Annotated in this window: 18 protein-coding genes; 9 read left to right on the top strand and 9 right to left on the bottom strand. The window is 64.1% G+C overall.

Translation table 11 applies throughout. The features are described 5' to 3' along the window. Positions 1 to 4 precede the first annotated feature (4 nt). From ACZ5KU_RS17625 to ACZ5KU_RS17590, 8 genes are all read left to right on the top strand, one after another. Positions 5 to 1,354, top strand: a complete 1,350-nt coding sequence (locus ACZ5KU_RS17625; protein ID WP_464735926.1) for an MmgE/PrpD family protein — start codon at positions 5 to 7, stop codon at positions 1,352 to 1,354. Beyond that, positions 1,354 to 2,568 carry a CaiB/BaiF CoA transferase family protein gene (locus tag ACZ5KU_RS17620; RefSeq protein WP_464735925.1) on the top strand — a complete coding sequence of 405 codons (1,215 nt, stop codon included), beginning with the start codon at positions 1,354 to 1,356 and terminating at the stop codon, positions 2,566 to 2,568. Before ACZ5KU_RS17625 ends, ACZ5KU_RS17620 begins: the two co-directional genes overlap by 1 nt. A gap of 83 nt (positions 2,569 to 2,651) precedes the next feature. Further along, complete coding sequence (locus tag ACZ5KU_RS17615) at positions 2,652 to 3,464, top strand: HpcH/HpaI aldolase/citrate lyase family protein (protein ID WP_464735924.1); 813 nt, start codon at positions 2,652 to 2,654, stop codon at positions 3,462 to 3,464. A gap of 235 nt (positions 3,465 to 3,699) precedes the next feature. After that, positions 3,700 to 4,686, top strand: coding sequence for a TRAP transporter substrate-binding protein (locus ACZ5KU_RS17610; protein WP_464735923.1), 987 nt, complete (start codon positions 3,700 to 3,702; stop codon positions 4,684 to 4,686). Between the two features lie 187 nt (positions 4,687 to 4,873). Beyond that, positions 4,874 to 5,512, top strand: a complete 639-nt coding sequence (locus ACZ5KU_RS17605; protein ID WP_464735922.1) for a TRAP transporter small permease — start codon at positions 4,874 to 4,876, stop codon at positions 5,510 to 5,512. Further along, positions 5,512 to 6,795, top strand: coding sequence for a C4-dicarboxylate TRAP transporter large permease protein DctM (dctM, locus tag ACZ5KU_RS17600; RefSeq protein ID WP_054059565.1), 1,284 nt, complete (start codon positions 5,512 to 5,514; stop codon positions 6,793 to 6,795). Before ACZ5KU_RS17605 ends, dctM begins: the two co-directional genes overlap by 1 nt. Before the next feature lie 1,271 nt (positions 6,796 to 8,066). Continuing rightward, the gene (locus ACZ5KU_RS17595; protein WP_464735921.1) at positions 8,067 to 9,908 is read left to right on the top strand and encodes an AAA family ATPase; all 1,842 of its coding nucleotides are present in this window, start codon (positions 8,067 to 8,069) and stop codon (positions 9,906 to 9,908) included. Positions 9,909 to 9,911: 3 nt separating this feature from the next. Further along, complete coding sequence (locus tag ACZ5KU_RS17590; protein ID WP_464735920.1) at positions 9,912 to 10,940, top strand: HNH endonuclease family protein; 1,029 nt, start codon at positions 9,912 to 9,914, stop codon at positions 10,938 to 10,940. Between the two features lie 3 nt (positions 10,941 to 10,943). On the opposite strand, the gene ACZ5KU_RS17585 is transcribed toward ACZ5KU_RS17590, so the two are convergent. From ACZ5KU_RS17585 to ribBA, 6 genes are all read right to left on the bottom strand, one after another. Then, entirely contained in the window at positions 10,944 to 11,570 is a 627-nt protein-coding gene (locus tag ACZ5KU_RS17585; RefSeq protein WP_464735919.1) for an START domain-containing protein, read from the bottom strand. A 148-nt stretch (positions 11,571 to 11,718) separates the two neighbouring features. Beyond that, positions 11,719 to 12,873, bottom strand: a complete 1,155-nt coding sequence (locus tag ACZ5KU_RS17580; RefSeq protein WP_054059569.1) for an ABC transporter ATP-binding protein — start codon at positions 12,871 to 12,873, stop codon at positions 11,719 to 11,721. A 19-nt stretch (positions 12,874 to 12,892) separates the two neighbouring features. Then, positions 12,893 to 13,702 (bottom strand): ABC transporter permease, encoded by an 810-nt coding sequence (locus ACZ5KU_RS17575; protein ID WP_416769180.1) that lies wholly within the window; start codon positions 13,700 to 13,702, stop codon positions 12,893 to 12,895. Positions 13,703 to 13,708: 6 nt separating this feature from the next. After that, the gene (locus tag ACZ5KU_RS17570; RefSeq protein WP_054059571.1) at positions 13,709 to 14,653 is read right to left on the bottom strand and encodes an ABC transporter permease; all 945 of its coding nucleotides are present in this window, start codon (positions 14,651 to 14,653) and stop codon (positions 13,709 to 13,711) included. Continuing rightward, positions 14,650 to 15,675 (bottom strand): polyamine ABC transporter substrate-binding protein, encoded by a 1,026-nt coding sequence (locus ACZ5KU_RS17565; protein ID WP_054059572.1) that lies wholly within the window; start codon positions 15,673 to 15,675, stop codon positions 14,650 to 14,652. Before ACZ5KU_RS17565 ends, ACZ5KU_RS17570 begins: the two co-directional genes overlap by 4 nt. Positions 15,676 to 15,911: 236 nt before the next feature. After that, complete coding sequence (ribBA, locus tag ACZ5KU_RS17560) at positions 15,912 to 17,021, bottom strand: bifunctional 3,4-dihydroxy-2-butanone-4-phosphate synthase/GTP cyclohydrolase II (RefSeq protein WP_054064386.1); 1,110 nt, start codon at positions 17,019 to 17,021, stop codon at positions 15,912 to 15,914. 73 nt (positions 17,022 to 17,094) lie between these two features. Here ribBA and ACZ5KU_RS17555 point away from each other — a divergent pair, with 73 nt between their 5' ends. After that, a complete protein-coding gene (locus tag ACZ5KU_RS17555) occupies positions 17,095 to 17,388 on the top strand; it encodes a DUF1330 domain-containing protein (RefSeq protein WP_054059573.1) in 294 nt (97 codons plus the stop codon). A gap of 143 nt (positions 17,389 to 17,531) precedes the next feature. Here ACZ5KU_RS17555 and ACZ5KU_RS17550 read toward each other — a convergent pair whose 3' ends face one another. The 3 genes from ACZ5KU_RS17550 to ACZ5KU_RS17540 all read right to left on the bottom strand — a co-directional run bounded on the left by ACZ5KU_RS17550 (position 17,532) and on the right by ACZ5KU_RS17540 (position 19,324). Continuing rightward, positions 17,532 to 18,095, bottom strand: a complete 564-nt coding sequence (locus ACZ5KU_RS17550; RefSeq protein ID WP_054064385.1) for an NUDIX hydrolase — start codon at positions 18,093 to 18,095, stop codon at positions 17,532 to 17,534. Between the two features lies 1 nt (position 18,096). Beyond that, positions 18,097 to 18,849 carry a GntR family transcriptional regulator gene (locus tag ACZ5KU_RS17545; protein WP_464735918.1) on the bottom strand — a complete coding sequence of 251 codons (753 nt, stop codon included), beginning with the start codon at positions 18,847 to 18,849 and terminating at the stop codon, positions 18,097 to 18,099. A 79-nt stretch (positions 18,850 to 18,928) separates the two neighbouring features. Further along, positions 18,929 to 19,324, bottom strand: coding sequence for a carboxymuconolactone decarboxylase family protein (locus tag ACZ5KU_RS17540; RefSeq protein WP_054059576.1), 396 nt, complete (start codon positions 19,322 to 19,324; stop codon positions 18,929 to 18,931). Positions 19,325 to 19,328: the final 4 nt, after the last annotated feature.

Below are 19,328 nucleotides of genomic sequence, written 5' to 3'. Positions count from 1 at the left end.
CCGCATGAGCCATACCCAAGCCCTGGCCGAATTCCTCGCCGGCCTGCGCTACGAGCAGGTACCCGAGGCGGTGCTGGCCCGTACCGAGGAACTGTTCCTCGACTGGCTGGGCTCGGCCCTGGCCAGCCAGGGCGCCCATCCGATTCCGCTGTTCGAGGCCTATGCGCGCCGGATGGGCCCGGCGCAGGGGCCGGCCGGCATCCTGGTCAGCGGCGAGCGCAGCTCGGCCTATTTCGCCGCACTGGTCAACGCCGCCTCGTCCCACCTGGTGGAGCAGGACGACCTGCACAACAGCTCCGTGCTGCACCCGGCCACCGTGGTGTTCCCGGCGGCGCTGGCGGCGGCCCAGGATCTCGGTAAATCCGGTCGCGAGCTGCTGCTGGCCTCGGTCGCCGGCTACGAGGCGGGGATTCGCATCGGCGAATTCCTTGGCCGTTCCCACTACCGTATCTTCCACACCACGGCCACCGTTGGCACCCTGGCCGCCGCCGTGGCCGTGGGCAAGCTGATGGACTTCGACCAGGAGCGGTTCATCCACCTGCTCGGCAGCGCCGGCACCCAGGCCGCCGGGCTCTGGGAGTTCCTGCGTGATGCCGCCGACTCCAAGCAGTTGCACACCGCCAAGGCGGCCGCCGACGGGTTGCTGGCGGCGTACCTGACCGCCGACGGCCTGACCGGGGCCCGCAACATTCTCGAAGGCGACCAGGGGCTGGCGGCGGGCATGTCCAGCGATGCCGAGCCGGCCCGCCTGTCCGATCGCCTGGGCAGCCGCTGGGCGCTGGTGGAGACCTCGTTCAAGTTCCATGCGTCCTGCCGGCACACCCACCCGGCCGCCGATGCGCTGTTGCAACTGATGGAACGGGAAGGCTTGCGCCACGAACAGATCGAACGGGTGGAAACCCGCGTGCACCAGGGCGCCATCGACGTGTTGGGCCGGGTCAAGGTGCCGCAGACCGTGCACCAGGCCAAGTTCTCCATGGGCACCGTGCTCGGCCTGATCGCCGTGCATGGCAAGGCCGGGCTGCCGGAGTTTCATGAGCTGGCTCTGACCGACCCGGCTGTTGCCGCCTTTCGCGACAGGGTCGGCATGACCCTCGACCCCGAAGTCGACGGCGCCTATCCCCGGCGCTGGCTGGGCCGGGTGCTGGTGACGACGGTCGACGGCCGAACCCTGCCCTGGGCCATCGACGAGCCCAAGGGGGATCCGGGCAACAGCCTGTCGCGGGCCGAGCTGGAAGACAAATTCCACCGCCTGCTGCAATTCTCCGGCGCCCGTTCCCCCGAGCAGGCCAGCGCCCTGATCCGCCAGGTCTGGGACCTGCGCAACACCACCGACCTGAAGGAGCTGTGCTGATGAGCCTGGCAGCAGGAAACACTGCGGCCCCGCGGCCGCTGGACGGCATTACCGTGATCAGCCTGGAACACGCCATCGCCGCGCCGTTCTGTACCCGACAACTGGCCGACCTCGGTGCCCGGGTCATCAAGATCGAGCGCCCGGGTGTCGGTGACTTCGCCCGTGGCTACGACCAGCGGGTCAGTGGCCTGGCCTCGCACTTCGTCTGGACCAACCGCTCCAAGGAGAGCCTGACCCTGGACCTCAAGCAGGACCAGGCCGGGGATATCCTCGAACAAATGCTGGGCCAGGCCGACGTGCTGGTGCAGAACCTGGCACCGGGTGCCGCCGCGCGCATGGGCCTGTCGTTCGAGGCGCTGCATGAGCGTTTTCCGCGACTGATCGTCTGCGACATTTCCGGTTACGGTGAGGGCGGGCCCTACGAAAGGAAAAAGGCCTATGACCTGCTGATCCAGAGTGAAGGCGGCTTTCTCTCGGTCACCGGTGGTCCGGGCGAGGGTGAACTGGCCAAGGCCGGTTGCTCCATCGCCGACATCGCCGCCGGCATGTATGCCTACAGCGGCATCCTCTCGGCGCTGCTGCTCAGGGGCCGGACCGGGGAGGGCAGCCGGGTCGACATCAGCATGCTGGAAAGCCTGGTGGAGTGGATGGGCTACCCGATGTACTACGCCTTCGACGGCGCGCCACCGCCGCCGCGGGCCGGTGCCGCGCATTCGACCATTTACCCGTACGGGCCTTTCCCGGCCGGCGATGGCGGCACGGTGATGCTCGGCCTGCAGAACGAGCGCGAATGGGCGGCGTTCTGCGACAAGGTGCTGCTGACGCCGGAGCTGGCGGTGGACGAGCGCTTCTCGGCCAACTTCAAGCGTTCGGCCAATCGCGAGGTGCTGCGCCAGATCATCGTCGACAGCTTCTCGCGGCTCAGCACCGAGCAGGTGATCGAGCGCCTGGAGCAGGCGCAGATCGCCAATGCCCGGGTCAACGACATGCAGGGCGTGTGGCAGCACCCGCAGCTCAAGGCGCGGGATGGCTGGCGCCAGGTCGACAGCCCTTCGGGGAAACTGCCGGCTTTGCTGCCGCCGGCGCGCAATGCGGCGTTCGTGCCGCGGATGGAGGCGGTGCCGGGGTTGGGGCAGCACACCGAGGCGATTCTGCGGCAGTTGGGTTTTTCCGCCGAAGCCGTGGCGCAGTTGCGTTCGAGCGGGGTGGTCTGAGCCCTGTGTCTGATCTTGAGGGCCCCTCAGATCACAAATCTCCCAAACAGCTGCGTGCACCACCACCGTACAAGGAATTCATCATGTCTTCATCCATTGTCCGCTCCGCGCTGTTCGTGCCGGGCAGCCGCCCCGAGCGTTTCGCCAAGGCCCTGGCCAGCGGCGCCGATGCGGTGATCGTCGATTTCGAGGACGCCGTCGAGGAGCCGCTCAAGCGGGCCGCCCGTGAGCACCTTGGGCAGTTTTTCGCTGACAACCCCGACGTGCGGGTACTGGTCCGGGTCAACGCCCCGGAGCACGCCGAGCATGCCGCCGACCTGGCCTTCTGCAAACGCCAGCCCGGCGTGGTCGGTGTGCTGCTGCCCAAGGTCGAGAGTGCCGCGCAGGTTGCGGCCGTGGCAGCGACCGGCAGGCGCGTCTGGCCAATCATCGAAAGCGCCCGCGGGTTGCTGGCCCTGGCCGAGATCGCGGGAGCTGGCGGGGTCGAACGGTTGTCCTTCGGTGGCCTCGACCTGGCCCTGGACCTGAACCTCAGCAGCGGCTCGCCGGCGGCCCGGTTCGCCCTCGACCAGGCCCGCCTGGCCCTGATCCTTCATTCCCGGGCCGCTGGGCTGGTGGCGCCGCTGGATGGCGTACACCCGGCCATTGATGACCCCGAGGGGCTGCAGCGCTCCATTCGCCATGCCTACGAAATGGGGTTCGCAGGTGCCCTGTGCATCCATCCCCGGCAAGTCGCGGTGATTCACGCCGCGCTGGCCCCCGGCGCCGAGGAACTGGCCTGGGCCCGGCGGGTGGTGGATGCCGGCCGCGACGGCGCCGGGGCCTACCAGGTCGACGGGCAGATGGTCGATGCGCCGGTGCTGTTGCGCGCTCGACGCCTGCTGGGGTTGCTGTAGGGCCAATCCCCGGCAATTGGCGGTGCCTGCCTACTGCGCATTGGGAGGGCACCGCTCCCGGAGCGCGCCTTGAGCCACCCTAAGATGGTATTTGCGGGGCGCCCTTCGGTTGTCCACGGCAAGCCCCCTGGCAGCGTTCGGCATGGCCGAACGCAGGTACTCAAAATTCGAAATTCACGACACGCATCGCTTTAGGCAACCTGCCTTGAACCACAACAATAAGAAGGTGACATCCATGCTCAAGTTGACCCGGGCGCTGTTCTGCGCCGCCACCTTGATCTCCGCCAGTCTCGCGCAGGCGGCCGATCCCATCGTCATCAAGTTCGCCCACGTGGTCGCCGAGAACACCCCCAAGGGGCAGGGCGCGCTGCTGTTCAAGAAACTCGCCGAGGAACGCCTGCCGGGCCGGGTCAAGGTCGAGATCTACCCGAACTCTTCGCTGTTCGGTGACGGCAAGGAAATGGAGGCGTTGCTGCTGGGCGACGTGCAGATGCTGGCGCCGTCCCTGGCCAAGTTCGAGCAGTACACCCGGCAGGTGCAGATCTACGACCTGCCGTTCCTGTTCAACGACCTGGCCGCTGTCGACCGCTTCCAGGGGGGCCAGGGCAAGGCGCTGCTGACCTCGATGCAGGACAAGGGCATTCTCGGCCTGGCCTACTGGCACAACGGCCTCAAGCAACTGTCGGCGAACAAGCCGCTGCGGGTGCCGGCCGATGCCCGTGGGCAGAAGTTCCGTGTCCAGGCCTCCAGCGTGCTGGAGGAGCAGTTCAAGGCGATCCGCGCCAACCCGCGCAAGATGAGTTTCGCCGAGGTCTACCAGGGCCTGCAGACCGGTACCGTCAACGGCACCGAGAACACCTGGTCGAACTACGAGAGCCAGAAGGTCAACGAGGTACAGAAGTACTTCACCGAGTCCAACCATGGCCTGATCGACTACATGGTGATCACCAACAGCAAGTTCTGGGGCGGCCTGCCACCGGATGTACGCAGCGAACTGGAAAAGATCATGGGTGAAGTCACCGTCGAGGTGAACCGGCAGGCCGAGGCGCTGAACCAGAGCGCCAGGCAGAAGATCGTCGACGCCAGGACCAGTGAAATCATCACCCTGACTCCAGAAGAACGCGCGCAATGGCGCGAGGCGATGAAGCCGGTGTGGAAGAAGTTCGAGGGTGAGATCGGTGCCGACCTGATCGAGGCGGCGGACAAGTCCAACCAGCCTTGATCACCGTTCGGCGACGCGGAGCTGCATCCCCACGCGGAGCGTGGGGACGATCCAGCCAGGGGCCTCGCTCACGGGGCCGGCTGCTTCGGTCGCTCCCACGCTCCGCGCGGGAATGCAGCCCGTGACGCTCTGCGTCACCGTAACGCGATACCCGATCCAATCCTTTTTCTCTCGCGGAGTCCTGTCCATGCCAACGCAATCCCTGCGGCGCATCTGGGCGCATTTCGAGGAGGGCCTGATCGCCTTCCTGCTGGCCGCCATGACCCTGGTGACTTTCGTCTACGTGATGGCCAACAACGTCTACACACTGTTCTTCAACCTCGCCGATCGCTGGGCCTGGAGCAGCGGCTTTTTCAACAGCCTTGGCGACGCGACCATGAGCGTGGCCCAGGACATGACCTGGAGCGTGGCGCTGACCAAGGCCATGTTCGGCTGGCTGATCTTCTTCGGCATTTCCTATGGCGTGCGCACCGCCGGCCACCTCGGCGTGGACGCGCTGGTCAAGCTGACCCCGCGCCCGGTGCAGCGCTACCTGGTGATGCTCGCCTGCACCTGCTGCCTGGCCTATGCCGGGCTGTTCATGGTGGCCAGCTACAAGTGGCTGAGCGCGGTGCTGATGGCCGGTATCGGTGCCGAGGACCTCGACCAGTACGGCATCAAGGTCGGCCACATCGTGGTGATCGTGCCCATCGGCTTCGCCCTGGTGCTGATCCGTTACCTGGAAATCTTCTGTCGCCTCTTCAGCCGCCGCCAGAGCGGCCTGGGCCTGGCCGACGAGGCGGGCGAGGCCAGCAGGCTGGCGAACGAGCACAAGGAGCAGCACTGATGACCGTCCTCTGCCTGTTCCTGCTGCTGTTCACCTTCATGTTCCTCGGGGTGCCGATCGCGATTTCCCTGGGTCTGTCCGGTGCGCTGTCGATCCTGCTGTTCAGCCAGGACTCCCTGAGCTCCCTGGCGATCAAGCTGTTCGAGACCTCCGACGCTTACACCTTCCTGGCGATTCCGTTCTTTCTGCTGTCGGGGGCGTTCATGACCACCGGCGGGGTGGCCAAGCGCCTGATCGACTTCGCCAACGCCTGCGTCGGGCATATCCGGGGTGGCCTGGCGATCGCCGCGGTATTGGCGTGCATGCTGTTCGCGGCGCTGTCCGGTTCGTCGCCGGCGACGGTGGCGGCGGTCGGCTCGATTGCCGTGGCCGGCATGGTGCGTTCCGGTTATCCGAAGGAGTTCGGTGCCGGGATCATCTGCAACGCCGGGACCCTGGGCATCCTGATTCCGCCGTCGATCGTCATGGTGGTGTACTCGGCGGCGACCGAGACCTCGGTGGGCAAGCTGTTCATGGCCGGGGTGATTCCCGGGCTGCTGCTGGGGCTGATGCTGATGGTGGCGATCTACATCGTGGCGCGGATCAAGAAACTGCCGGCCCAGCCACGGGCGACCGTGCGCGAGTGGCTGGGCGCTGCGCGGCGGGCCTTCTGGGGGCTGCTGTTGCTGGTGATCATCCTCGGCGGAATCTACAGTGGCCTGTTCACCCCGACCGAGGCGGCGGCGGTTGCGGCGGTGTATTCGGCGTTCGTCGCGCTGTTCGTCTACAAGGACATGAAGGTCCGCGACTGCCCGAAAGTGCTGCTGGAGTCCGGCCGGCTGGCGATCATGCTGATGTTCATCATCGCCAACGCGATCCTGTTCGCCCATGTGCTGACCACCGAACAGATCCCGCAACAGATCACCAACTGGGTGGTGTCCGAAGGCCTGACGCCGATCGGTTTCCTGCTGATGGTCAACGTGGTGCTGCTGGTGGCGGGCAGTTTCATGGAGCCATCGGCTATCGTGCTGATTCTCGCGCCGATCTTCTTCCCGATCGCGATGAAGCTGGGTATCGACCCGATTCACCTGGGCATCGTCATGGTGGTGAACATGGAGATCGGCCTGGTGCATCCGCCGGTGGGGCTGAACCTGTTCGTGACTTCGGCGGTGACCGGTTTGAGCCTGGGGCAGACCATCCGCGCGGCCTTGCCGTGGCTGATGATCCTGCTGGCGTTCCTGATCCTGGTGACTTATGTGCCGGTCATTTCGCTGGCGTTGCCGCACTGGTTGGGGATGCCGTAGGGCTCGGTGGGATGATAGCCGTCGTCAGGGGCAGCAGGACTTGGTGACGGCGCTTTTTTGGTTATTCCGGGCCGGAAGGGGCCGCTTCAATCGGTCATTTCGACAGGCCTGATGGGGGCCGCTGCTGATGGTTTGCGGGGGGCTGAGTGAGGGGGAATGGGGGCAGCGTGTACATATCCGTTTGCGCGTTTAGCTGATGTTACGGTTTCGCCCCTTACGGGCGAGTTACTTTTTTTCAGACGCCAAAAAAAGTAACCAAAAAACGCTTGCCCCTCCATTGGCCCTCGCTGCGCGAGGGTTCCTTCGCTCCGGTCCTGTTTCGAGAGCACGCCGTGACGGGCCATCCATGGCCCAACACGGCTCGCCCGGCATCCCTGCCGGGCAACTCTCTAAACAGAACCTCCACTCAGCCTGCTGGGAACGGGGCGGGTAGATCAAAAGCAAGATCACAAGCAAGAGCAAGAGCAAGAGCAAGAGCAAGAGCTTCGCGGCGGTGCGACAAGCCCTGCTCCTACAGGTCTGCGTCGTACACAGAGCCTGCATACGGCACCCATCTGTAGGAGCCGGGCTTGCCCGCGAATGGGCCATAAGTTTCACCGCATAATCTCCTGGCATCGCACCGCCATCTCCCGTTCTCGACGAATGCGCAACGGGCCTTTTATCGATACGCTGCTTGGGGCGGTAGGAAGTGGCGACGAAAAACGCCTCTACTTTTTGGCGCCTGCCGATTAGAGTTGCCGGATTTCGAAAGGCGCTGCTCTGGCCCGCCTCTCATGGAGGAGATTCATGTATTGCTTCGACCGCAGTTCCGTTCCGCCACCGAGCCTGTTGCAAAGTCGGGAGGCCAATGCTGACAGGCAGGCGTTGGCCGACTACTTTCTTGCCGACAGGACCAAGCGGGCGCAGAGCCGGGCACCGGAACCGGTTATCGATCTGAATGAGAACTCAGTCCGTTCGGGGTTGGACCGGTTATTTCACGGTAAATGTGCGTTCTGCGAACGGGTGGTTCAGTCTAAGGCAACTTATCGATTTCGCCCGAGAGCGCAAGCCAGCCCACTGGAGCGAACTTCAAACGCTCACCTTTATTATATCTGGCTGAGCAGTGCCTGGGAGAATCTCTACGCCATTTGCAAGGACTGCGAGCCTGTACGGCCGGACCACTTCCCGGTTTTGGGGCGGCGGGTAGCCTTGCCTTCGGCGCAAGAAGTTGATGCCTATGCACAGGCTGGTAACGGTCTGTGGGGGGCTACCCACTCAAGGAGCGTCATGTCTTGATCGACCCTTGCGAGCGGGTCGACCTGAGCCGGCATCTGTCGGTCGATCTGTCGGGTGAACTCTACGCCTTGAGCGAGCGCGCAGCTGCAACCATCACACACTTCAAGCTCAATCGTATTCAGTTGCTAAAGCTGCGCAAAAGCAAGCTGAAGACTTACTTCGACGATCTTATAGGCAACTGGTCTTTTTCCTTGGGAGAGGACGATTCACATCCCGTACTTTTCGATTTTGCTCGAATGGATTTTGGTGGCTGCTGGTATTTGCTCTGCCGACGCATTGTACTGACGCTTTCAAAGTCCAGGGTTTCAGCTTCGGAACTGGCCCCGGATCGTATCGAACACACGTTGCGGGCCCTTAGCGAAAGCGCTGATGTCGTTGAGTGGTATGGAGGGTTGGAGCTCAGTCTGGCAGGGACTGCTGTGCGCGATTCCAGACCCGTTGCAAAGAGTGAGACGTTCGGGGCGCGTGATTGCCCATCGTTGGAATCGATCCGCTTCAGCAACTTCAAGGGCATAGAGCAACTTGAATTGAGGATACCCGCCGTGCCGCTCAGGCGGTCCTCGGGCACAAATGCTGTTCGGCCGGCCCTGCTGATTCTCGGTGAAAATGCCGCTGGAAAAAGCTCCATCCTTGAGGCCACAGCTTTGGTGCTCAGCAGCGATCTGGCTTGTACGAAACTGCCGGTGGACTACGCCTCGTTGCCTCTGGATCCCGAGTTACTGGGCGCGGTGCAGACTCCCCGTTGCAGTCTGGCCTCGGTGGTAGCGGTGTTCCAGGACGGTAGTGAACGGCACCTGACGATCAGCGAGGGCGAATTCTGGCATGAAGACCGTGGACTGTCGGTTGACGGTCAGCCGCTCTTGCCTCAGGTCTTTGCCTATGGTGCCTTTCGGCAATACCAGAAGCGGGTCAGCCCTCGTAGCCCAAGTAAATCGATCATCAACCTTTTCGACTCGACAGCTCTGCTGTCCAATCCGGAAAAATGGTTGCTGAGTCTCAAGGCAGATGCCTTCAACAGTGTGGTTCGAACCTTGCGCGGCATCCTCTCGATCGAGGGCTCGTTCGAGATCATGGAACGCGACCCGCAGAACCAGCGCTGCCTGATCGTCACATCGGCAGGCGATGGCCAGCCCCTGTGCCGAACGCCACTGAGCCTGGCTTCATCGGGTTACCGTTCAGTCCTGGCAATGGCCTGTGACATCATCCAGGGCCTGATGAATCGACGCCTCAATCCGCATTTCGAAAGCCTGGAAACGGCACAGGCCGTGGTACTGATCGACGAGGTGGAAGCGCACCTGCATCCACGCTGGAAAATTCAGATCATGCGCGCGTTGCGGGAGGCGTTGCCGCAGGTCACTTTCATTGTCACCACTCACGATCCGCTGTGCCTGCGCGGCATGCAGGATGGTGAGGTGATCGTCATGCAGCGTGTGTCCAGCGATCAACGCACGGATGTCCAGTGGCCGGTGATGGTCGAGCAACTGGTTCGCCTGCCGAATGTCAGCCAACTCACGGTCGAACAGCTGCTGACCTCGGACTTCTTCAGCCTGGCCTCCACCGACCAGCCTGAGACCGAGCGTGAACTGGCCGGCCTGGCCGATCTGTTGAACGCGCGGGAGCGGGGCGAACGGTTGACTGTGCCGCAGCAGGACCTGCTACGGCGGTTCGAACGTGATATCAGCGACGCCTTGCCGGTGGGTTCCAGCGAGGTTCAGCGGCTGGTGCAGGAGGCGGTGGTCGAGTACCTGGACAGCCGCAGACAGGTCTCGACACAGAAGCTTGCCCAACTGCGCAGCGCCGCCAAACAGCGCATCCTCGGCATCCTGGAGGGCATCTGAAGCATGCGTGCCGTTAGCCGCGACAGTGTCCCCGTGCCCGATGCGATGTCGGGAGATGACTCGCCAGCGAAAAAGGAGCTGCAGAAACTCCAGGATTACTTCATGGCGCCAACGGGGGCGTTACCCGCCTTTGCCGTCTACAAGTCAGACAGCGTGAAGAAACAGCTGCATGAGCTGTTCCACGGTAAATGCGCCTACTGCGAGAGCTTCTACTACGGCAGTGCCCCGGTGGATATCGAGCACTACCGACCCAAGGGCCGCGTCTACGAGGAACCGGATCATCCCGGCTACTGGTGGATCGCCATGGATTGGGAAAACCTGCTGCCCAGCTGTATTCACTGCAACCGGCGCAGTGGCCAGGTGACGCCCACGCTCTCGGCCAGTCTGGTCAGCCTGGTCAATGAGGGACGTGATTTCAGCCGTTCACGGGTGGCCCAGACCGGCAAGCAGGACAGCTTTCCGATCCTCGGTCAGCGGGCTGCGGTGGGGGCCCGGGATTTTTCCGGCGAGCAGGCATTGCTGCTGGACCCGTGCCGGGATCAGCCACAGGAGCACCTGCGTTTTCATGTCGACAGCGAAAATCTGATCGGCCTGGTCCTACCCAAGCCTCATGACAGCGGCGGTCTGACCCTGGCCGGTGGTGTGGCAGGTGTCCGGCCGGAGCTGCGTGGGGTGATCGAGCAGGCCCTGGCGGGTGGGTTGAGCCTGCGGGGCGCGGTGTCGATCCATGTCTATGGCCTCAACCGTCTCGGGCTGGTGCAGGAGCGCACGCGGGTGCTGCGCCAGTTGGAGTTTCTGGAGATGCTGGCGGTGGAAATGGGGCTGATGGCGCAGGAACTGGAGCCCGACAGTGAGGCTCCGGTTGTCGAGAGCGAGCAGGCGCGAGCGCGCAATGAACGCATTGCCAGGCGCCTGCGTTTTCTCCAGGAGCAGATACTCGGCGAGATCAAGACCATGGCTCGGCCCGAAGCGCCTTACTCGGCCATGGTTCGGGAGTGGCTGGAGGGGTTCAGGGCGCGTTTGAGCCGCTGAGGTTCAGGGCATGTCCCGCACACCCTGGCGCTCGGCCACTGCGCGCAACGTCCTGAGGCTGACCATCGGCGCGTCTACCACGAACCGGTTGGCCAGCCAGGAGGGAATGTCGCCCGCCGGCTCGGCCTGCAACTGGTAGGTCACCTCGGTCTCGCCATTACCCCTGGGCAGCATCTTCCACACGCCACTCAACTGGCGCACGCGGATCTGGCCGGGCACCGACGGCAGATAGTCGGGGGCCGCCTCCAGGCGGCGGATCAGGCTGCCGTCGTCATTCTGTTCGGTATGCACATGCAGCACCATGTCCCGCGGGGCCGCCGGCCAGGGCAGGTCGGTGGTCAGGTCGACCCAGGTGTCGTCGCCGTCGTTCTTCAACAGGCGCATCTCGGCGCAGGCGTACAGCCACTTGCAAGCGACCCGCAGATTTTCCTGCAGGTCGCGCAAGGTGGAGACCTCGGCCTTGATAGCGGTCACGCCGCGAAAGCTCTGGTAACGCGAACCCGGCACTTTGCTCAGGAAAACCTGGATGCCGTCCTCTTCATGGGCCAGCTTCCAGGCCTCGGGCGCAGCCATGGCGGCGCTGCTCAGGCAGGCCGTTGCCAGGGCGATCACGGATAGCAGGGTTCTCATCGACGGTCTCCGGGGCACGGAGGAACGTCCGTGTCTGCCAGATATAACACGCGGACACGAAATTTATTCGATGGCTTCGAAGGGAAGAGTAGGGAGCTCCCTGCCGGTGCCGACAGTCGACCGCGACGACAGGGAGAGCAGGCGGGTATCAGTGGCTGCCGGCGGCCTTGTTCAGGTCGCTTTCCTGCCACTCGGTATAGACGCAGGCATCGGCTGTGGCCCAGCGCACGGCGACTGAATCTCCGGCTTTGAGCGGCATGCCGGTGGCGGACAAGGCCTTGACGGTCATGGCCGTACCGCCCTGGGTGACGACGCTGCAGGTCTGGCTTTCACCGAGGAACAGCACCTCGCTGACGGTTGCCCTGACCTGGTTCCAGCCGGCGGCCAGCGGGTCGGCGGCGGCCTGTTCCAGGCTCAGGGCCAGGGCCTTCTCCGGACGCACCATCAGCAGGATGTCCTGGCCGTTCTGCAGGCCCGAGGTCAGGCGGATAGACAGCCCTTGCCCTTCGAAACCGGCGGCACCGTTGCCCTGGGCCTTGAGCCGCAGGAAGTTGGAGTTACCGAGGAACGAGGCGACGAAGGCGTTCGGCGGGTTCTGGTAGAGGTCGTAGCCGCTGCCCAGGCCGACAATCTTGCCATGGCTGAAGATGGCGATACGCTGGGACAGGCGCATGGCTTCTTCCTGATCGTGGGTCACGTAGACGATGGTGATGCCCAGTCGCCGATGCAACTGGCGCAGCTCGTCCTGCAGGTCTTCGCGCAGCTTCTTGTCCAGGGCGCCGAGCGGTTCGTCCATCAGCAGGATGCGTGGCTCGTAGACCAGCGCCCGGGCGATCGCCACGCGCTGCTGCTGGCCGCCGGACAATTGCGCGGGGCGGCGGTGGGCGAACTTGTCCAGCTGGACCAGCTTGAGCATGGCGTCGACGCGCTTGTCGCGCTCGGCGGCTGCCAGCTTGCGGATGGCCAGCGGGAAGGCGATGTTGTCGCGCACCGAGAGGTGCGGGAACAGCGAGTAGCGCTGGAACACCATGCCGATGTCACGCTTGTGCGGCGGCACGTTGACCAGCGACTTGCCCTCGACCAGGATTTCCCCGGAGCTGGGGCTCTCGAAGCCGGCCAGCATCGACAGGGTGGTGCTCTTGCCCGAGCCACTGGAGCCCAGGAAGGTCAGGAACTCGCCGTCCCTGATGTCCAGCGAGATGTTGTCCACCGCGGCGAAGTCGCCGTAGTGCTTGTTCAGGTTGCGCAGGCTGACCAGGGTGCGGTCGTTCTGTTGTGCAGGGTCTTTGATCACGGCACTCATGTTGTCTACTCCCGGGCGCTCAGGCGCTGAGTTCGTTGCGCCGACGCAGAGCGGCGGCAATCACCATCACCAATACCGACAGGCCGATCAGCAGCGTCGAAGCGACGGCGATCACCGGAGTCAGGTCCTGGCGCAGGGTGGTCCACATTTTGACCGGCAGGGTCTGCAGGGTCGGGCTGGCCATCATCACGCTCAGCACCACTTCGTCCCACGACACCAGGAAGGCGAACAGGGCGCCGGCGACCATGCCGGGGCGAATCGCCGGGAAGGTCACCTTGAACACCGCCTGCAGGCGCGAGGCACCACAGATCACCGCGGCATCCTCGATCGACTGGTCAAACAGCTTCAGCGAGTTGATGATCGAGATGATGGTGAAGGGCAGGGCGACGATCACGTGGCTGACGACAAAGGCGAACATCGTGCCGGTGTAGCCGAGCTTGAGAAACAGCGCATAGACCGCCACGGCAATGATCACCAGCGGCACGATCATCGGCAGGGTGAACAGCCCGTAAAGCATTTCCCGGCCGGGGAAGCGCCCGCGCACCAGGGCGAAGGCGGTCGGCAGGCCCAGCGCCACGGCGCACACGGTGGTCAGTACCGCGACCTTCAGGCTGGCCAGGGCGGCATTCATCCAGTCCGGGTTGGAGAAGAACTGGCTGTACCATTTCAGTGTCCAGCCCGGCGGCGGGAACACCAGCCACTGGGACGAGCCGAACGACAGCAGGACGATGAACACGATCGGCAGCAGCAGGAACAGGGCGATCAGTCCGGTGGTGAGATAGAGGCCCAGGCGCAGGCGCCGGCTCATGGCATTCGGGGTCAGGAGCATGGCGGCTTACCTCGCGTTGCTCGCGCCGACCGGGGATTCCGGCTGGAGCTTCAGGTAGAAGTAGAACAGCACCAGGGTGATCAGGATCAGCAGGGCGGCGCCGGCGCTGGCCAGGCCCCAGTTGAGGAACGATTGCACCTGTTGAATGATGAACTCCGGCAGCATCATGTTCTGCGCGCCGCCCAGCAGGGCTGGCGTCACGTAGTAACCGAGGGACATCACGAACACCATCAGTGCGCCGGAGAACAGGCCCGGACGGCACAGGGGCAGGAACACCCGGAAGAAGTTGGTCCAGGGGCTGGCGCCGCAGATGGAGCCGGCCTGCAGGATCATCGGGTCGATGGCCTGCATGGTGGCCTGCAGGGGCAGGACGATGAACGGAATCATGATGTAGCTCATGCCGATCACCACGCCGGTCAGGTTGTGCACCATTTCCAGTGGCTGGTCGATGATGCCCAGGCCCATCAGCAGCTTGTTGATCACCCCGGACGCCTGCAGCAGCACCAGCCAGGAGTAGGTCCGCGCCAGCAGGCTGGTCCACATCGACAGCAGCACGATGTTGAGTATCCAGCGGCCCCAGCCGCGTGGTACCAGGGTGATCGCCCAGGCCAGCGGGAAGCCCAGCAGCAGGCTGAACAGGGTCACCAGGCCGGCCACCGAGAAGGTGTTGAGCAGGACCCGTGCGTAAGCCGAGTTGGCGAACAGTTGCTGGTAGTTGTCCAGCCCCGGCGTGGGTTCCAGCACGCCGCGCAGCAGCAGGCCGATCAGCGGTGCCAGGAAAAACACGCCCAGGAACAGCAGGGCCGGTGCCAGGTTGCCGGCGCCTTTCCAGCGGCGGGCCAGGGAGGGGGTGTTGTTCATCACAGCCGCCTTGCCTGAGGCCGAGCCGGCGACGCCAGTGGCGCCTCCGGTCGGTTGGGAGGAATGGGACGCGGTGGCGGCCATTTTCATTTGACCAGCCATTCGTTCCACCGTGTCGCGATAGCCGGACCGTTCTTGGCCCAGTAGGCGAAGTCAAGGGTGATCTGGTCCTTGGCGTAGGCGGTCGGCAGGTTCGGGGCCAGCACCGAATCCAGGCGCGACACGCTGTCGACGTTGACCGGCGCGTAGGCGGTCAGGTTGGAGAAGTCGGCCTGACCCTTGGCGCTGCTGGCGTTGGCCAGGAACTTCATGGCGGCGGCCTTGTTCTTCGACCCCTTCGGGACCACCAGGATGTCGGCCATGACCAGGTTCTGCTTCCAGCTCACGCCCACGGGGGCGCCGTCCTGCTGCAGGGCGTAGACGCGACCGTTCCAGAACTGGCCGAGGCTGGCTTCGCCGGAGGCCAGCAATTGCTGGGACTGGGCGCCGCCGCCCCACCAGACGATGTCTTTCTTGATGGTGTCGAGTTTCTTGAAGGCACGGTCCAGGTCCAGCGGGTAGAGCTTGTCGGCCGGTACGCCGTCAGCCAGCAGGGCCAGTTCGAGTACGCCAGGGCTTGGCCATTTGTAGAGGGCGCGTTTGCCGGGGTAGGTCTTGGTGTCGAACAGCGCGGTCCAGTCCTGGGGCTTGCTGCCGGCGAGCTTGCCTTCGTTGTAGCCGAGCACGAAGGAGAAGAAGAACGAACCGACGCCGTGATCGGAAACGAAGCGCGGGTCGATCTTGTCGCGCTGGATCACGCTGAAATCGAGGGGTTCGAGCAGGCCTTCGCTGGCGGCACGCAGGGCGAAGTCGGCTTCGACGTCGACCACGTCCCATTGCACGTTGCCGCTTTCGACCATGGCCTTGAGCTTGCCGTAGTCGGTCGGGCCGTCCTGGACCACGGTGATGCCGCTGGCCTTGCTGAAGGGGTCGGCCCATGCCTGCTTCTGTGCATCCTGGGTGCTGCCACCCCAACTGACGAAGTTGACGCTTTCGGCGGCCATCGCGGCCTGGCTGCCCATGCTCAGCAAGCCGGCCAGCAATACAGCGGTCGTACCTTTTTTCAACACCATTTTCACGCCCTCATTGTTGTGTTCTTGAGCGGGCTATCGATGCCCGCCTATCGGGAGCAGCTGGTTTTTCAGTGCCTTTGCAGGCGGTCTTGGCAAGGCTAGTCGCCTGTCTCGTTGTCGGTCGGGTTCCTGTGAAAGTTTGTCAGGTCTATGGAATGTCATATTATGGTATTCCAAACTTTCTGCAAGCATTTTGCCTTACCGGTTATCCGGCCAGGAGGTTTTTTCTCCCGTCTTTACTGGGTGAAAGGGATGCTCTCGACCACTTCGAGGTCGTAACCGGTCAAGCCGGCGTATTTGAGGGGCGGGCCCAGATGGCGCAGCTTGCCGATGCCGAGATCCTGCAGGATCTGTGCCCCGGTGCCGACCTCGGAGTAGATTCGCGATTGCGAGCGGCTGTACTGGCGGGGTGGCTGGGTCAGTTGCGGAATCCGTTCGAGCAGGGCCTGGGACGATTCATGGTTGGCCAGCACCACGACCACGCCGCGACCCTCGGCGGCAACCCGCTGCAGGGCGGCCCACAGGGTCCAGTTGCTCGGCCCGTGGTACTCGGCACCGACCAGGTCGCGCAGCGGGTCGATGACATGCACGCGCACCAGCGTCGGCTCGTCACGGCGGATATCGCCCATGACCATGGCCATGTGCACGCCACCCTCGATGCGGTCTTCGTAGCTCACCAGGCGGAAGGTGCCGTGCACGGTCGGCAACTCGCGCTCGCCGATACGCACCACGGTGTGCTCGGTGCTGAGACGATAGTGGATCAGGTCGGCGATGGTGCCGATTTTGATCCCGTGCTGGCGGGCGAAGACTTCCAGGTCCGGACGGCGGGCCATGGTGCCGTCGTCGTTCATCACCTCGACGATCACCGAGGCGGGGGTAAAGCCGGCCAGGCGTGCCAGGTCGCAACCGGCTTCGGTGTGTCCGGCGCGGGTCAGCACGCCGCCTTCGCGGGCGCGCAGGGGGAAGATATGCCCGGGCTGCACCAGGTCGTCGGCGCAGGCGTTGGCCGCTACGGCGGCGGCCACGGTGCGGGCGCGGTCGGCGGCGGAGATGCCGGTGGTGACCCCGGTGGCGGCTTCGATGGAGACGGTGAAGGCGGTGCTGAAAACGCTGCCGTTGCTCGGCACCATCTGCTCCAGGCCCAGGCGCTGGCAGTGCTCGTCGGTCAGGGTCAGGCAGATCAGCCCCCGCGCCTCGCGGGCCATGAAGCTGATGGCCTGTGCGTCGCAACGGTCGGCGGCGAGCAGCAGGTCGCCTTCGTTCTCGCGGTCTTCATCGTCCACCAGCAGAACCATCTTGCCCTGGCGGTAGTCTTCGATTATTTCTTCGATGCTGTTAAAGGCCATGTTGGATTCTCAGCGTGCGTGGCAGAATTTGTGGTATACCATAATACAAAATGAACAAACAATGAGGTCGACAATGAAGGCTTACTGGATCGCGCACGTGAATGTCACCGACCCTGAGCAATACACCGAGTACACCAGCCGCGCGCCGGCGGCCTTTGCCCGCTATGGCGGGCGTTTCCTGGCCCGGGGCGGGCGCTCGCAGGCGGTGGAAGGGCGGGAGACGCCGCAGCGCAGCGTGGTGATCGAGTTCGACTCCTACGAGCAGGCGCTGGCCTGCTACCACTCGGACTTGTATCAGGAGGCCAAGGGACACCGCGCGGGCGTGGCCGAGGCGGAAATCGTCATCGTCGAGGGCATGGCGCCCTGACGTGACACTACACGGGGGAATGGCCGTGATGATCGTTCGGGAATGCAGCGATGACGCTCTGCGTCACCAGGGCGGACTGGGAGGCGTTCCCTCGGGGACCGTGGGAAGGATCGGAACAGGGACTCCAAGGCCCCCGCAAGGCCTCAGCGGATGAAGTGCACCTTGCCGGTATCGTCGTTACCAACATACAGGCCATAGACCCCGGCCTGTCGCTCCTCGATATAGCGCTCGAGAATCTGCCGGATCGCCGGGTAGTAGATGCAGTCCCAGGGAATTTCCTCGGGCGCGAAGAAACGGCGGTCCAGGGTCTCCGGCCCATACTGGTCGGTGATCTCCAGGGCGATGGCGCGGAAGATGATGTACACCTCGCTGATCTTCGGCACGCTGAAGATCGAGTACGGCGAGATGATTTCCGCGCGCACGCCGCTTTCTTCCCAGACCTCGCGCAGGGCGGCCTGCTCGGTGGTTTCGCCGCTTTCCATGAACCCGGCCGGCAGGGTCCAGGTGCCGGGGCGTGGTGGAATCGCCCGCTGGCACAGCAGGTAGCGACCGTCGCGCTCGATGATGCAGCCGGCGATGATCTTCGGGTTGACGTAGTGGATGTAGCCGCAGCCCCGGCACATCAGGCGCTCATGGGTATCGCCCGGTGGCACCTGGTGAGCGAGGTCACCGGCACCGCATTGCGGACAGAAGCGCGGGGCTGACATTTCAGCGACCTATGCGGGGTTCTTTCACGGCGATAGGGGCGACGATGTCCGGAATCGGCCCGGCCTCGTCCTGTTTGCGTTGCAGGTACTCCATCGCCACCTTGGCCGCGGCCCGGACGTGGTCCACCGAAGCCTGGTGCGCGGCCAGCGGATCGCCGCTCTTGATCGCCTCGACGATGCGCTCCATTTCCAGGTTGCTGGCGCCGCGGCGGTTTTCCTGGGAGACCGAGGTAGCCCGCAGGTAGCTGATGCGCGCCTGCAACTGGCGCAACTGGGTGGCGGCGGCGTGGTTGCCCGAGCCTTCGAGCAGCACGTCGTAGAAACCCTGGACCGAGTCGAGCACCTGCTGCAGTTCGCCGTCCTTGAGGGCCTTGCGGTTTTCCTCCAGGGCTTTTTCCAGGGCCTTGATGTCCTTGGCCTTGGCCCGCAGGGTGAACAGCTGGACGATCAGGCTTTCCAGTGCGCAACGCAGCTCGTAGATGTCCCGGGCATCGGCCAGGGTGATGATGGCCACGCTCGGGCCCTTGGCATCGGCGAACGCCACCAGCCCCTCGGACTCCAGGTGGCGCAGGGCCTCACGCACGGAGGTGCGGCTGACGCCCAGGCGATCGCACAGATCGCGCTCGACCAGACGGTCTCCCGGCAGCAGCTGGAAGTTCATGATGGCGCTTCGCAACTTGTCCAGCACGATTTCGCGCAGGGTGACGGGGTTGCGATTGACCTTGAAGTTGTCGTCGAGTGGCAGGCGTTTCATCGGTTGCGCTCTGAGTCGGGTCGTCCTGGGCACGGGAACAGGGTATCGGGCCTGCTACGCCGTGCCGGACAGCCATCGGTTAACTGGAGGAACCTGCTTCGGCGTCGGCCTCGGCAAAGGCTTCGCGGGCCAGCCGGAAACTGTCCACGGCCGCGGGGACACCGCAATAAATACCGACTTGAAGCAGGATTTCGCGTATTTGTTCACGACTGAGGCCGTTACGCAAGGCGCCCCGTACGTGCAGCTTGAGTTCGTGGGGGCGGTTGAGGGCCGAAATCATCGCCAAGTTTATCATGCTGCGCTCCTTGAGCGACAAACCCTCACGGCCCCAGACGTGGCCCCAGCAGTATTCGGTGACCAGTTCCTGTAGTGGACGGCTGAAGTCGTCGGCATTCTGGATGGATTTCTGCACATAGGCTTCGCCCAGTACCTGGGTGCGGATCTGCAGACCCTGCCGGTATTTCTCGTTGCTCATGTCG

The organism is Pseudomonas sp. Tof1 (genome assembly GCF_055390395.1).
Note: the sequence above shows the minus strand (reverse complement) of the source record. Positions and strands in the feature narration are given on the sequence as shown.

Excerpts from the sequence above, each read along its gene's own strand:
- ACZ5KU_RS17550 (WP_054064385.1), bottom strand. The coding sequence starts at position 18,095 with ATGTCAGCCCCGCGCTTCTGTCCGCAATGCGGTGCCGGTGACCTCGCT.
- ACZ5KU_RS17580 (WP_054059569.1), bottom strand. The coding sequence starts at position 12,873 with ATGAGTGCCGTGATCAAAGACCCTGCACAACAGAACGACCGCACCCTG.
- ACZ5KU_RS17610 (WP_464735923.1), top strand. The coding sequence starts at position 3,700 with ATGCTCAAGTTGACCCGGGCGCTGTTCTGCGCCGCCACCTTGATCTCC.
- ACZ5KU_RS17575 (WP_416769180.1), bottom strand. The coding sequence starts at position 13,702 with ATGCTCCTGACCCCGAATGCCATGAGCCGGCGCCTGCGCCTGGGCCTC.
- dctM (WP_054059565.1), top strand. The coding sequence starts at position 5,512 with ATGACCGTCCTCTGCCTGTTCCTGCTGCTGTTCACCTTCATGTTCCTC.
- ACZ5KU_RS17545 (WP_464735918.1), bottom strand. The coding sequence starts at position 18,849 with ATGAAACGCCTGCCACTCGACGACAACTTCAAGGTCAATCGCAACCCC.
- ACZ5KU_RS17570 (WP_054059571.1), bottom strand. The coding sequence starts at position 14,653 with ATGAAAATGGCCGCCACCGCGTCCCATTCCTCCCAACCGACCGGAGGC.
- ACZ5KU_RS17555 (WP_054059573.1), top strand. The coding sequence starts at position 17,095 with ATGAAGGCTTACTGGATCGCGCACGTGAATGTCACCGACCCTGAGCAA.
- ACZ5KU_RS17565 (WP_054059572.1), bottom strand. The coding sequence starts at position 15,675 with ATGGTGTTGAAAAAAGGTACGACCGCTGTATTGCTGGCCGGCTTGCTG.
- ACZ5KU_RS17620 (WP_464735925.1), top strand. The coding sequence starts at position 1,354 with ATGAGCCTGGCAGCAGGAAACACTGCGGCCCCGCGGCCGCTGGACGGC.
- ACZ5KU_RS17590 (WP_464735920.1), top strand. The coding sequence starts at position 9,912 with ATGCGTGCCGTTAGCCGCGACAGTGTCCCCGTGCCCGATGCGATGTCG.
- ACZ5KU_RS17540 (WP_054059576.1), bottom strand. The coding sequence starts at position 19,324 with ATGAGCAACGAGAAATACCGGCAGGGTCTGCAGATCCGCACCCAGGTA.
- ACZ5KU_RS17605 (WP_464735922.1), top strand. The coding sequence starts at position 4,874 with ATGCCAACGCAATCCCTGCGGCGCATCTGGGCGCATTTCGAGGAGGGC.
- ACZ5KU_RS17615 (WP_464735924.1), top strand. The coding sequence starts at position 2,652 with ATGTCTTCATCCATTGTCCGCTCCGCGCTGTTCGTGCCGGGCAGCCGC.
- ACZ5KU_RS17585 (WP_464735919.1), bottom strand. The coding sequence starts at position 11,570 with ATGAGAACCCTGCTATCCGTGATCGCCCTGGCAACGGCCTGCCTGAGC.
- ACZ5KU_RS17625 (WP_464735926.1), top strand. The coding sequence starts at position 5 with ATGAGCCATACCCAAGCCCTGGCCGAATTCCTCGCCGGCCTGCGCTAC.
- ribBA (WP_054064386.1), bottom strand. The coding sequence starts at position 17,021 with ATGGCCTTTAACAGCATCGAAGAAATAATCGAAGACTACCGCCAGGGC.